At 40.6% G+C, this 14,027-nt stretch carries 13 protein-coding genes; 9 read left to right on the top strand and 4 right to left on the bottom strand.

Going from position 1 to position 14,027, the window contains the following annotated elements; genetic code table 11:
* The first annotated feature begins 130 nt into the window (after positions 1-130).
* The 5 genes from G587_RS25470 to G587_RS0110625 all read left to right on the top strand — a co-directional run bounded on the left by G587_RS25470 (position 131) and on the right by G587_RS0110625 (position 5,535).
* Positions 131-295 (top strand): hypothetical protein, encoded by a 165-nt coding sequence (locus G587_RS25470; RefSeq protein ID WP_155829500.1) that lies wholly within the window; start codon positions 131-133, stop codon positions 293-295.
* 131 nt (positions 296-426) lie between these two features.
* Complete coding sequence (locus tag G587_RS0110650; RefSeq protein WP_207637468.1) at positions 427-1,191, top strand: helix-turn-helix domain-containing protein; 765 nt, start codon at positions 427-429, stop codon at positions 1,189-1,191.
* A gap of 213 nt (positions 1,192-1,404) precedes the next feature.
* Complete coding sequence (locus tag G587_RS0110640; RefSeq protein WP_026492228.1) at positions 1,405-2,025, top strand: flavodoxin family protein; 621 nt, start codon at positions 1,405-1,407, stop codon at positions 2,023-2,025.
* Between the two features lie 217 nt (positions 2,026-2,242).
* A complete protein-coding gene (locus tag G587_RS0110630) occupies positions 2,243-3,112 on the top strand; it encodes an NAD-dependent epimerase/dehydratase family protein (protein WP_026492227.1) in 870 nt (289 codons plus the stop codon).
* Positions 3,113-3,477: 365 nt separating this feature from the next.
* A complete protein-coding gene (locus tag G587_RS0110625; protein WP_026492226.1) occupies positions 3,478-5,535 on the top strand; it encodes a methyl-accepting chemotaxis protein in 2,058 nt (685 codons plus the stop codon).
* Positions 5,536-5,736: 201 nt separating this feature from the next.
* Here the strand turns inward: G587_RS0110625 and G587_RS0110620 are convergent, their stop codons facing one another.
* From G587_RS0110620 to G587_RS26870, 4 genes are all read right to left on the bottom strand, one after another.
* The gene (locus G587_RS0110620; RefSeq protein WP_196812562.1) at positions 5,737-6,351 is read right to left on the bottom strand and encodes a hypothetical protein; all 615 of its coding nucleotides are present in this window, start codon (positions 6,349-6,351) and stop codon (positions 5,737-5,739) included.
* On the bottom strand, positions 6,348-7,721 hold the full coding sequence (locus tag G587_RS0110615) for an MATE family efflux transporter (protein ID WP_026492224.1): 1,374 nt from the start codon (positions 7,719-7,721) through the stop codon (positions 6,348-6,350). Before G587_RS0110615 ends, G587_RS0110620 begins: the two co-directional genes overlap by 4 nt.
* A gap of 235 nt (positions 7,722-7,956) precedes the next feature.
* A complete protein-coding gene (locus G587_RS0110610) occupies positions 7,957-8,838 on the bottom strand; it encodes a helix-turn-helix transcriptional regulator (protein WP_026492223.1) in 882 nt (293 codons plus the stop codon).
* 997 nt (positions 8,839-9,835) lie between these two features.
* Entirely contained in the window at positions 9,836-10,075 is a 240-nt protein-coding gene (locus tag G587_RS26870) for a leucine-rich repeat protein (RefSeq protein WP_442855755.1), read from the bottom strand.
* 222 nt (positions 10,076-10,297) lie between these two features.
* Between G587_RS26870 and G587_RS0110605 the strand changes: the two genes are divergently transcribed.
* The 4 genes from G587_RS0110605 to G587_RS0110595 all read left to right on the top strand — a co-directional run bounded on the left by G587_RS0110605 (position 10,298) and on the right by G587_RS0110595 (position 13,993).
* Positions 10,298-11,254: a YwqG family protein gene (locus G587_RS0110605; protein ID WP_026492222.1), complete on the top strand. Its 957-nt coding sequence runs from the start codon at positions 10,298-10,300 to the stop codon at positions 11,252-11,254.
* A gap of 57 nt (positions 11,255-11,311) precedes the next feature.
* Complete coding sequence (locus tag G587_RS26255; protein WP_242830070.1) at positions 11,312-12,445, top strand: rhodanese-like domain-containing protein; 1,134 nt, start codon at positions 11,312-11,314, stop codon at positions 12,443-12,445.
* Positions 12,442-12,645, top strand: coding sequence for a DUF554 family protein (locus tag G587_RS26755; protein WP_081679413.1), 204 nt, complete (start codon positions 12,442-12,444; stop codon positions 12,643-12,645). Before G587_RS26255 ends, G587_RS26755 begins: the two co-directional genes overlap by 4 nt.
* Before the next feature lie 121 nt (positions 12,646-12,766).
* A complete protein-coding gene (locus G587_RS0110595; RefSeq protein WP_196812561.1) occupies positions 12,767-13,993 on the top strand; it encodes a hypothetical protein in 1,227 nt (408 codons plus the stop codon).
* Positions 13,994-14,027: the final 34 nt, after the last annotated feature.

Raw genomic sequence — 14,027 nt, 5'->3', positions numbered from 1 at the left:
TTTCAAAAGACAACAACATAAAGATATAAAAACCAATGAATATTGTGTTTTTAAACCCGGTTAAGAAGCATAATACAGTCATAAGGAAAGTACAAACAACCAAATTAAAAACGTTTGAGGAGGTAATACCATGAGATTTAATGACGTTCAGGATACAAGAAAAGCAGAAGTAAGAAAAGAGCAGAGAGATGCAGCAGTTCAGAAGATCTATTCACAGTTTGTAGAGAGACTTTCATGCATAACAATGTGCAACAGAAAAGCCATCATGGCATTTGGCGCTACCTTCACAATTTGATAAAATATCTTCAGTAGGAGTTGGGGGCCGTTATCGCACGTACTATGGGCGATTACTGACCCCGTATCCGACCGGGCTCAGTCAGATATGAACTAGCGTTTATAGAGGTGACGACATTTATGCAGGATAAAGTGATTAAAAAAATGGATGCTGCGCTTTCGGACTACCTGTTTAAGCAGCGCGAAGAGGAATTTGTTCATGCGACATTAAGCCAGGAGATGTCCTCCTTTGAGCTGGTCAAAAACGGAGAAATATCTGCACTGAAGAAGGCTCTTGTAAGGCACAGAAAGAAAACTTTCCCAAAGCTGTCAGAATCTCCACTTCAGCAGCAGAGATATCTATTCGTTTCAATCATAACGACCTGCTGCAGATTCTGCATTGAAGGCGGTATGCCGTCAGATGAGTCCTATGGTCTGTCGGATCTGTATATACGCAGAATGGATGCCATGAATTCAGTAGATGATATCAAGGCATTATATGAGGAAATGATGCTTGATTATGCTGAAAGGATGAAGGGGTATCACGACCTGTACAAGGAGTATTCACCAAAGATTCTCCAGTGCATGGACTATATTGAAAACCATTTGCATGACAGGATAACTGTACAGATGCTTGCTGATGAGCATGAGATGAATGCGTCCTGGTTGTCTACGGTTTTTGCAAAAGAGGTCGGGATGTCAGTATCGGATTATATCAGACATAAGAAGCTTACAGCAGCAAAATATCTTCTTTCCTACAACGAGTACAGCTGCACAGATATAGCTGAATATCTGGGATTCGCCGGGGAGAGTCATTTTTCTGCACTTTTCAAAAAATATGAAGGCGTTACGCCTAAGGAATACAGAAGGAAAACCTATAACAAGTCATTTACCAGCATGGGAAAACAGATTAATTAGAAAGTAGGTGGATAAGAATGGCAGAGGAAATGGAAAGCAGTGGAACTGCCGATAAGATCAGAGCAGAAAAAGGAAATATGCAGACCATAGCACAGCTGCGATAGAAATATGATCTTCATATGAATGTAGAAAGATTTGTAAGTGCTGATACACCGGAATCTGAGAACAAGTTTATAAGAAAGTAAGCTTATTGTGTGAAAGGAGATTTATCTTATGGCAAAAGTATTGATTATCAACGGAAGTCCACGTGTGGGAGGAAACACAAGCATTGCTTTAAATGAAATGGTAAAAATTTTCGAGGCAGAAGGTGTAGAAGCAGAGGTTGTTCAGATTGGGAACAAGGATATCAGAGGGTGCATTGCCTGTGGCTCCTGTCATGAAAAAGGCAAATGTGTTTTTGATGATGTTGTAAATGAACTGGCTCCTAAATTTGAAGAGGCGAATGGGCTTGTAGTAGCTTCGCCTGTTTATTATGCATCTGCAAATGCAACACTAATAGCCTGTCTCGATAGACTGTTCTACAGTACAGGTTTTGACAAGACGATGAAGGTTGGTGCAAGTGTGGTTGTAGCACGTAGAGGAGGCCTTTCTGCTACTTTTGATGAATTGAACAAGTATTTTACCATCAGCGGAATGCCTGTCGCATCGAGCCAGTACTGGAACAGTGTTCACGGCAGGGAAAAAGGGCAGGCAGAGCAGGATGCCGAGGGGCTTCAGACCATGCGTGTTCTAGCAAGGAATATGTCTTTCCTTATGAAGAGTATTGCACTTGGAAAAGAAAAGTACGGACTGCCTGAGAAGGAAGAGCATCAGTGGACACATTTCATTAGATAGAAAGCTATATTTGTAGTTTTATACGAATTTAATGGCATCTCGGAAGAGATGCCATTATCCAAAAGGCACATTCTATTGTTGATGCATTGTCAGATGATGAAAAGCAGGAGATTGCAGATTATATAAATGGCAAACGGACGAAGCCATGGATGCTTAATCCGACGAATCTGAAGTATATCATAGATAATAATTTGTTGAAAAAACAGGGAGAAAACGTATGAAAATACTGGTTGTTGGTGGGACTAGATATTTTGGGATTCCTATGGTAAATGCATTGCTGACAAAAGGACATGATGTGACCATTGCTACAAGAGGAAATGCTAAGGTGGATTTTGAAGGCGAGGTAAACTATGTGACTCTCGATCGGATGGATTCATCAAGTGTCAAAAGAGCTTTAGAAAATCAGAAGTTTGATGTTATCATTGATAAGATTGCCTATAGCTCAAACGACGTGAAAACACTTTTGGAAAACGTCATCTGTGAAAGATATATTCAGATGTCTACGTGCTCCGTTTATCTAAATGAACATGCAAATATTTGTGAAGACGAGTTTGTGACAAGTGACTATCCCTTGGTGTGGATGGACAGGATCAAGGACTATGCAACGACAAAGCGTAATGCCGAGAGAGCTGTCTTGGAATACATGGCCCCTTCGGCCTGCACTTTTGTACGATATCCGATTGTCCTTGGAGAAAATGATTATACCAGAAGACTGTGCTTTTATATTGAACACATAAATAATGAACAGGCTATGTTTGTAGATGATCTCGATGAAGCAATGGCTTTTATACATGAGAAAGATGCCGGAGAATTTATTGCATATCTTGTTGATCATCCTATTAATGGCGCAGTTAATGGCTGCTCAAGTGGAACTGTAAAGATTTCTGAGATTATCAGTTATATCGAAAAGAAACTTGGCAAAAAAGCTATTCTTAGTGAGAATGGTGACGCAGCACCCTTTAATGGACGTAAAGATACTCTTAGCTTTAACACAGAAAAAGCTGAGAAAGCGGGTTTTGTTTTTCCGGATTTGAACAGTTGGTTATATAAGTTGATTGATTATGAAATTGGACAAATAATCAAATAGAGAAGTACAAAAAAAGAGGACAGTGTCAGTTATATAAGGTAAGAAATTATATAATCAAACTATTCAAAAAAGCACTATTTTTAAGAATAGTGTCTTTTTTTTCCGGCAAAAAAGTATATGGAAGACTACAATTCCTATACTTGGGATTTTGACGCCAATGTATTTATCGTAAATCAGGATAAGCGAACAGTAGTCTGTGCATAGTCATGGGCAAATATCCTAAAATCGCAAGCTGAGTGATAAAATTATAGAATTATCAGTTATATTTAATAATTCCTACAGACATTATTTATATGTTGTAAACTATTGTATTTTATACTAAATAGTAGCGTTGCACATATTGACTGATAGGAGGTTATTTGATCATGAGTAGCACCGATAAAACCGGAAAAAAAGAAAAAGTAAAGGCCATAAGCGTCAGGTTGTCCATTCTGTTTGTGGGGCTTCTTGTGCTGAGCATTCTGGTAAGCGAAACCATCGTGATTACCATGGGCTACGGGCTTGTCAAGAATCTTATCGACTCCACTTTGACTAATAAGGTTTCAAGTGATGCCGGTGAGATAAACAAAGAGCTTAATGCAACATTCTATTACCTAAATGGTGTTGCCGATGCTGTTGAGCAGAATCAATATAACAGCAACGATGAGCTTATGCAATATATGATAGGAACTGTAGGCAGATATAAAATGCTTCCCACAGGAGCTTATATTGCGCTAAACGATGAAACCTTCATCTATCCAAGCCAGCCTGATTTTCAGATGGAAGGCATCACTGAAAAGCCCTGGTATACACAGTCTTTAGGCTATGACAACAGTTGGTTCTACTTTTATGACGTCCCATATTTTGACACAGTAACAGGTGATCTGTGTGCGACAGTTATCAGACACATTCATTTAAAGGACGGGCGTGAGGGATGTTTTGCAGCTGACCTTTTCCTTGCGGGTTCTCAGGAATCTCTTAATCAGATAAAGCTTTATGAAACCGGTGGTGCGATGTTGCTTACACCTCAGGGACTCATTCTTTCATACAGAGATGATCCTTCATTAAACGGAAAAAATGTTTCCGAACTTTCAAACAATGCATTTATTTCCAATATAGGTGCAATTGTTAGTGATGATGCCGCAAATAGTGAAAGTGACACAGGTCCTGTTCACTCATTTAAGGCAGATGGACAGACCTTCTATTCAGTAACATCCAAGGTTAGCGGTACTGACTGGAGAGTTGTTATATATGCAAAACAGAACGAAGTTCTGGCAGTATTAAATCAACTCATTCTGGCTCTTATCATTGTATCCTTAGTATCGATTGTTGTGGTTATTATCATAATCTCTCAGGTACTTCAGAGGATGATCAAGAAACCTGTCACAGCCCTTACCGAAAACATTGAAAAGATTTCGAGCGGTGACTTTACAGTTGATATCACCACTAAGGGTGATGACGAAATTGCTTACATGAACAGAGCTATGGGAGAGTTCATAACAGGTATGCGCTCATCGCTTACAGAGATAAAAGATGTATCCGGAAAGCTTATGGGTGATGCACAGAATTCCAAGGATACAGCAGAAAATCTGGAAGAGGCCGCTAACAATCAATCCGCAAGCATGACTCAGATCAAAGAAAACATTGAAAATATGGCCAGCGCCGTAAATGAAGTTGCTGAAAATGCAACCGTTCTGGCTCAGACCGTATCCAATGTTACAGATCAGGAAGCCCAGATTGAAGCTTCTATGAATGAACTTGTTAAAAAGGCTGAAAGCGGTCAGCATGATATGTCTAACGTAGCAAACGGAATGTCCGACATCGTTGACTCCATGAAGGATATGGCAGATGCCGTTAAAAACGTTGACGAAGCTGCCGATAAGATCAATCAGATCATTGACCTTATCAACTCTATTTCCTCCCAGACCAATCTCCTTTCACTCAACGCTTCCATCGAGGCAGCAAGAGCAGGTGAAGCTGGAAAAGGATTTGCGGTTGTTGCTTCCGAGATTGGAACACTTGCTCAGAATTCAGCAGATGCTACTAACCAGATCGGTGAAATTATAAAGGATATGTCCCAGAAGGTGCAGATGCTTTCTGAAAAATCCGAGACCAATACTACTCTTATCAATAACAGTGCTGAGACCGTAAATGTTGCAGCTACAACCTTTAAAGAGATCACTCAGGAATTGTCCGATGCCAATGATATCCTTGTAGAAATGGCCGAGCAGATGAACAAGGTCAATGACGTTGCTACCAACATGGCTTCAGTATCTGAAGAGCAGTCCGCATCCACACAGGAAATTGCAGACAACGTTGAAAGAGTAACAGCTGCAGCCCAAGGCGTTGCCTCATCGTCAGAAAATGTATCATCTGCTGCAACCTCTGTTTCCGACGCGGTTGATACCATCAATAATAACCTTGAGAGATTCACAATAAGCTGACTTATGTAAATGAGTTTTTGAAGAAGTCCGTAAAGATCTTCTAAATACCATTAAAATTTAAACATCCCACACCTTTAAAAGTATATAAGAGTGTGGGATGTTTTTTCATAAAAACAGGCTCTTAAAGATGAACATTTACAAAATCCGTCTCTTTACATTTTACCTTATATTTCGTAACGCTGTCCTCTTTGTTATCATAAATCAGGCAAAGCATTTCCTGACCGTTTTCTTTACTAATATTCCTGCTAAAAGTGATATGGCAAAGCAGATATCCAGCATTATTATTGGAGGAGCGCTGGAGTAATACCGGCTATCCGATAAAACCGCATACGTACATAGGAGGCATATAGGAAGACCAACAATGCCGATTCCTATGGAGATATTACAGTTTCCAAGCACTTCTTTTTTCCTGTTCTTTGAGAACAGAAAGAAGATCAGCCATATAAAAAGAGAAATTGCTGACACGCCGGCAGTAAGGAGCGCTCCATCAATACTTCCTTGGACGCTTCCAAGTGACATTTCCATTGTGGCGGGATTAACTCTTACTTCGGAAAGGTTGTAATCCGGTGCATCAACATAAGTTTTCTTGGTTGTTATATGCTCAGTGCCTTCGTAGAACCAGTGAACATCAAAGGTGTACTCTGTTTTTGCGCCTTTTCTTGAATATCTTATTTCTGATGAGACATTGTCAATATATGCAGGAACAGAGACATAGTCTTCAAAGTCTTTAGCGGCGCCAAGCTGAATTAAAGACAGGCCAATGCACAGGACTGCGATATTTAGTGCAATAAAACGGATCAGTGAGTTGTCATTCATATAGCCTTTGTTTTCCATTTTCCTTTCTTATAAGTCATGTAGGTGATGAATGCACCAATTGTCCAGGTAACCAGCATGGACATCTGCATCATATAGCAGTTCCCCTGTGGAAGATCGGGAGACTTGGTGAGATAAACGAATATGTACGCCATGGGAACTCTCATGAGGATAGATGAAAACATCGATATCCACATAGGAGTTGTGGTGTCACCTGCACCGCGCATGATGCCGGAGAGGCACTGAGTGACTTCCATCGCAATATATCCGATTATCAGGATTCTCATCATATTATAACTCAAGGTGATGAGTTCTTCAGTACTTGTGAAAATACCCATGATAAATCTTCCAAAAATAAGGATCAAAACAGAAAGAAATGCGGAGATTGCCATGGCTGCGATGGTTCCGCTTTTTGCGCCATGCTCAACTCTTTCCATTTTTCCTGCTCCAATATTCTGACCTGCAAAGGTTGTCATGGCAGAACCGAAGGAGAAGGCAGGGAGCATAACAAAGCCATCAACACGCATAACGATTACGTTCGCTGCGATGTACTGCGCACCGAAGGTGTTGGTGAGGTTCTGAACAACAATCATTGACATTGAAAAGATAGCCTGCGTAACACCTGAAGGGAAGCCAAGTCTTATCAGCTCGCCGGAATACTTCTTTTCAGGTATAAGATATTCCTTCTTAAAATCGAAAACTTCGGACATTCTAGTGAGCTTCCAGATTGATAAAAATGCTGATACAAACTGCGCAATTACTGTAGCAAGGGCTACGCCTGCAACGCCCATACCAAGATATGCCACGAATACAAGGTCAAGGCCGATATTAAGAAAAGTGGCTACAAGAAGGTAAATGAGTGCTGATACGGAATCGCCAAGTCCCCTCAGGACACCGTTCATGATGTTGTAATAGCCGCTGCCCGCAATTCCAATGAAGATTATCCAGAGATAGCTGGTGCACCAGTCGATGATGCTTTCAGGTGTGCCAAGGAGCTCCAGAATAGGCCTTGTTATTATCGGTCCCACAAGCATGATAAAAAGTGATGCAATTCCAGTAAGCGTGATACTTGCACCGATCGTCCTTGAAAGCTCCTCCCTTTTTCTTGCACCAAAATACTGGGAAACCATAATTGAAGCACCTACTGAGATTCCCATAAAAAGTACAAGCATAAGATTAAGTAAAGGGCCTGCACTTCCAACGGCTGCAAGGGCATTATCGCCGACAAAGCGGCCAACGATTATGCTGTCGGCTGTGTTGTAGAGCTGCTGGGCGATATTGCCAAGTAACATGGGAATAGTAAATGTTATTATCTGTTTTACCGGCGTTCCCTCTGTCATATCAACAGGGGCAAATAAACTTGTTTTTTTCATAATTCCTCTCTCCGTAATGCAATTTCGGCGCATGAAAATAAAGCGCCTATGGTGTTAAATAAGCAACTTGAAAAATCCGGAATATTACCGGAAAAATAATAAATTTGTCGGGATGTCTAATTACAAAACGGAATGTCTTAGATAAATAGAACTGTAATATATTAAAGCATATTTTTTCAGAAAAAAACAAGTAGAAAATTTTTCACAATGAAATTTCCTACTTGCTTTTTATTTATCAGGATTCTTTTTTGTTGTAGTGCGTTTTCTTGTATTCAAGCGGAGTGCAGCCATATTTTTGCTTGAAATATGTTATGAAGGCACTGGTGCTAGGGAATGATAAGAGATCAGAGAGGGCAGCAACGGATATGTCCGTTATTTCAAGTGCATGGGCCGCATACTCTATTTTCCTGTCTCGTATGAAAACCGTAGGCCTTACGGAAAGCTCCTGCTCGAAAATTTTGGAGACATAGCCTTCACTTTTCCCAACAATCGCAGCTAAATCCGAAAGGGTGATCTTTGTGTGGAGGTGTCTGTATATGTATTCGCAGCATTTTTTTACATAAAGACCGCAGTTCCTGTATTTGTAGTTGTGCACCTGGTAGGTAAAGTCGTAGAGCGCACAGTTCTGCAGGTGGTTGAGCTTGGGGATGCTTGTCACCATAAGCCCGTATTTGATGTAGTTATCGCTCAGTGAATATGCGATATGATCGGGAAGACCGCCGTCCAGAGCAGCTCTTGTGTACAAGGTGATACCGCTTACAAACATACTGATAGCCTGTAAAAATGGATTTTCGGAGACTTCTCCTATATCATTGAATTCTCCGGGCTGATAGTGATTTTCTGTAGGATCAAAGCTGTTGATAAGAGAGATGACCTTTGCAATATCCCCTGAAGAAATGTAATACATTAGGGATTTTTCCGCAGCTCTTTTGTATGAGACAGGGTCGCCTAAACCTTCAGTCTCGAAAAAGACCTGCTCTTCAAAGCCTTTAATGATTGAGTTTCTGATTTTTTCAACGGATTTATCTACCTTGAAGCGCTTATCATCAGTTATTCTGATGTCCTCAAGAAGTAGCTTGTAAAGATCCTCTGATGTAGTTTTGTTTGTCTCGCTCATTTTGCCGCTCCTTGTCGCCCTCTGAAAATTTTGGCGGATAATATATATTTACATTCGATATTATATATAAACATTTTACAGAAGTGATAATCTTAAATCAATCGGGAATGTCTTTTAGGTTTATAAACAGAGTGTTTTAGATAGTAAGATTAGCATGAAATGGGCAGCTTACATTCATTTGTGATGAGTAAGCCGCTCTTTTTTTCGATATAACGTAATTATAAATATTTTATAAAATTTACCAAATAGCAGGGATACAGTGTTTGAGCGCCTTTACATTATATGTGTAATAGTGATAAAATTTTTATGACACATAGTTATAATGATATATGTATGGTCTGCATATATGATTATCTCCAGCATGTAGATAATATTGGGTTCGTGACAAAACCTATTGTAGACCTGATATAATTGTGGCCCCCTGCCTTTCGTGGCAGGGGGCTTTTTTCTGAGGTTGCTATTGATGTGGATGGAAAGCGGTATTACGCGTCGGATGGCTTAGAGATAATAATGTCGAGTAGCTCCGAAAATCTTAGGGGATAAGATTACTTGTCAAAAGGCATAAATCTACAGAAAGACGTGTAGACTAGGCCAATTTTAAGAGTGGGTCTACGTTACATAAGGTATAAAATTATAAAACATCGCGTAGAGCAGACCAATTTTTAAGGGCAATCCTACACTACAGAAGTTATAAAGCTATAAAAAGTCGCGTAGCCCGGGGCAATTCTAAAAGTAATCCTACACTACAAAAGTTATAAAACTATAAAACATCGCGTAGGAAAGGCCAATTCTTTATAATACGAGATACGGAGATTCTCATAGAGTCCAGGTGCTCTTATAACCGATCTTTTTCTGTTTGAAAACTTTAATGATAGAAGATTTGGTCTTTCCTTTAGATACTTTAATTTTGATCTTGAGTTTTTTATTGGTTCCGGTAAAAGCGTTCTTGCCAATGCAGCTCTTTTTGGTGAGTTTGTTTGACTTTACAGTTAGATTCTTAAGCTTTTTTGCACTTGAAAAATGCCTTCTTTCCGGTCTTTTTTACATTTTTGCCAAAAGTTACCTTTTTAAGTGAAGGAAGGTCTCTGAATGCTTCGGCGCCGATTTCTGTGGTGTTATCACCGATCTTGATTTCTTTGATTTTTTCCTTGCCGGCGATATCTGCGAAAGCTCTGTCACCGACTTTGGTTACCTTGTAGGTATTGCCATCCCGAAGAACTACTTCAGCGGGAACTATCTCTGTTTCTTTTATGTTTTCTGCCTTTGTTGCTGGCTTTTTGTAGGTAACTTCTCCGGTGTTGCCATCTTTCTTTGTTATTATGTAGGTGGGAGCTTCTTCCGGAGTTTTTCCTTTTTCAATAGATTACCGGCCATGCTTATTTAATAGTTTTTTTAGTATTGCTGTTTTGAGGGCTATTAAGTATATTGAAGTAGGAAAAAGAAAAAGGAGTAGTTGGGAATGGGGATTTTTAGCATAATTAAGGCACTTACTTCCGGTGAAGTAAAGGAAGTTGAGATTGATTTCAAGCTCGACACCAATGACAAAGCGGGGGATTCGGACGATGTCTATGTAGAAGATAACAAGCTTGTTATTTCAAGAGAAAAGCTCGACGTTATAATTGAGAGCATTAAAAAGGAGACCGTAAGAAAGGTCATAAATATAGAAACAACTGAAAATAATGAGCTGAAGATAACAGATAGCAAATTTGGTGGCTATCCTTACTGGCCGGCAGGCATGGAGTATCCAGTAAATTCACATGACGAAAGGCTTATACTCCTTGCGCAGATAAACCTATCTGATGTTAGAGACCCGCGTCTTCCGGATTCAGGTCTTCTGCAGTATTTTATAAGCTGCGATGATGTAAACGGATACGATGACGAGAATGGCTTCAGGGTTATTTATCATAAGGACATCGATCCTTCTGCTACTGAAGAAAGCGTAAAAGCGCTTGGAATAAGGGCTGTGAGTGATCTGAGCTCAGATAATGACGAGTATATGCCGCTTTATAAGAGCTACAGCCTTACATTTTCTGAAGGTGAGGAGTTCATTAACGAAAGATGCAATACCTTTGAAAAGGCAGTGGCAGATAAGTTAAGAGAGCTCTATAACGTTGATATGGACAAGGTAGAGATAAAGGGCTTCTACAAGCTTTACAGTTTTATGGATGAGAAGGACTATGATCATCTGTCAGAGGCTTTTTGCGGCGGAACAGGACATAAGATCTTCGGATATCCATTCTTTACTCAGGACGATCCTCGATGTGATGGTGAAAACGATATCCTTCTTTTCCAGATGGATTCGGAAGGCCAGGATATCATGTGGGGAGACTCCGGAGTTGGCGGTTTCTTCATAGATGAAGAAAATTTAAAGAATCAGAATTTTGATAAAGCATTTTTCACCTGGGATTGCTATTGATCGCACGGTGGTGAATTGGAGAGATTCATAGATGTTTTAGGGATAAGGTACAGATAAATGATGAAAAAATGGTGGCTTACTTTTGTGATGATGTTCCTTTTACTATTCACAGCCTGTGGCGAAAAGGGGCAGGTTATGGACGGTGATGGAATGTTTCAAACATTCATGTATACGCAGATATCCCAGGACGAAGCAAAAGAGATGATGGCAAAGGACGATGGCCATGTTATCGTCGATGTCCGCAGGGAGGATGAGTACGCAGAGGGACATATTCCTGGCGCAATTCTCATTCCTAATGAAAGCATCGATGTGGAACCGCCTGTGGAGCTTCCTGACTTTGACCAGATTATCCTTGTATACTGTCGAAGCGGAAGACGCAGTAAAGAAGCGGCGCAAAAGCTTGCGGATATGGGATATTCGCAGGTTTATGAGTTCGGTGGAATTATCGACTGGACAGGGGATATTGAAAAAGGTGATTCTGAACCGAATACAGATGATAAAACCATGCAGGATCAGGAGGCTTTTCCTGTAACGGAAGAAGCAGAAAATGGAGGAGATGAAATGGGAGCAGCAAAACTTTTGTATCAGGGACACGCAAGCATGAGAATTACTACATCTGAGGGAAAGGTGATCTACGTGGATCCTTTTGCTGGAGAAGGCTATGATGTACCGGCAGATCTTATTCTCATGACACATGGACATTTTGATCACACTCAGACAGATACGATAGCTGCGAAGAATGCAGATTGCGAGACTATCACATGGATAGAAGCCTTAAGCGGTGGGCAGCATCAGAGCTTTGATCTTGGATATGTGAAGGTTGAAGCTGTTGAGGCAGGCTACAATAAGAACCATGATGCGAAGGAATGTGTGGGATTTATCCTCACCTTTTCAAATGGTGTGACTCTGTATCTTTCAGGAGATACTTCTACAACTCCGCAGATGAAGGAACTGGCAGACAGAAAGCTTGATTATGCATTTTTCTGCTGTGACGGAGTTTACAACATGGATGTGTCAGAAGCTATAGAGTGCGCTAAAACTGTAGGCGCAAAGCATAACATACCCTATCACATGATCCCTGCAGATAAGACCAACTGCTTTGATCAGTCTGTGGCTGAAAGCTTCGAGGTTCCCGGAAGAATAATCGTCAAACCGGGTGAAGAACTGGTGCTTGAAGCTTCGAAGGATTGATAAAAAAGCACTATTTTAGGAGAAAACTGGTAGTAATAAGCCTTGCCATTGGAACGATAGTAGGAGAGCTCGTAGGGATAGAGGCTGCATTTGAGCGATTTGGAGAATGGCTTAAGATAAAATCCGGCACTGATTGTCGCTGTTATCGCGGCATATATTCCATTTGTATGAAAAGAGTAATAGATGTATCGCATATATGAAAACTTACGTGACAAAATAGACCATGGAAAATGGTATGAAAGAGCATTTGCTCAGCTTGCTATATCATTTCTGATTATAGGCTGGGCGGCTATTTCTTTTTTTATTACCGGAATGATATTCATGGGTATTGAAGGAGCTTTCCCATCGGAAGCCGACATGTTTATTCCCGTGTTCACTGTCTTTCTTGTAATATTCGCTTTACCTGAACTAATAAATGTTATTCTTGCTCAAAATGGGTGCGTAGGCATACAGAGTAAGTACAAAAAGGGTGATCCGCATATAATCACCAATTATGACAAATTTCCTCACTTTGAAAAAATGCTTGGCAAGGGCAAAGCAGAAGAGATGATCGCAAGGGAGAATTTTACCAACTATGTAAGTAAAAGCGGCAAAAAATCCCGACATATAAAGGTGAGCAGAAGTGATAAGTGGGTGTGTATCCTGGGCGGATATTTTCCGACAGATTTGCTCTGTGGGTACAACAAGAGGCTAAACGAGCTGTATACCATAGATGGAATGGTCATTAAGCTTCCTAAAAAGGCCTGGCTTCCGCATGTTCAGAGCGAGATAGAGACATTTTTTGAAGACAGGGGAAAATACTATAAATCTGTTCCGCCCAAAGCCGGGCTTGAATTCAATACTGCGTTAAGAGGCCCGAGGTCCAGGCTCTCCAAAGCAGACTGGGGCAGGGTCAGATATTTGTGGGAGAAATCCATTGTTAGTAGCAGTCACAATTACTGGCAGAACAATAACAAGAATCAGCGATACAGGCCCATCTCCAAGGATGGCGTGATAAGTACCACTATATTTGAGAGGGTTTTATCGGACAGGGAAATAGCCAGCACAGCAGCGGCTGTTACCGGTAAGAGGGTTCCTCTGACAAGATATCTTGATTTTAAGGAATATCAGAACGAGTTTTGCGTTTGTAATGGCGTAGAGCTGTTAAAAGTGATTGGGAATCCCAAAAATATGGAGGGAATAGATTTTCTTTTTGAGTGTCTAAGCGATGTTGATGAAGCATATTTCCTTATGGCGGTAGATGTTTTGAAGCAATATCCCCGCGGTATGTGTGAGAAAAAGATAGAAGAAAACGCCCAAATCGCTTTTGAGCAGGGTGAAGTCCTTAAACTGGCAGGTGTTATATATCTCGCAAAGGAGCTTGGCTATGAAAGCAGGTATATAAAGCAGCTTAAAGAAAGCGCATCCGCGAATGAGACTGCTATGGAAGCTGAGAATACAGTCAGAGAATTTGAACTTGATGAACAGGCGCTCTTTGGCAGCGAAGAGGTGCAGAAATTTAATTCTGGCGGCGTAGCGATGGCTATGGCGAAGGAGACAGATGATTAAAAATGAGATGGGCAGAGAAAGATTTATTCTCTGC

The sequence above is a fragment of the Butyrivibrio sp. XPD2002 genome (genome assembly GCF_000423945.1).
GTDB lineage: Bacteria > Bacillota > Clostridia > Lachnospirales > Lachnospiraceae > Butyrivibrio.
Note: the sequence above shows the minus strand (reverse complement) of the source record. Positions and strands in the feature narration are given on the sequence as shown.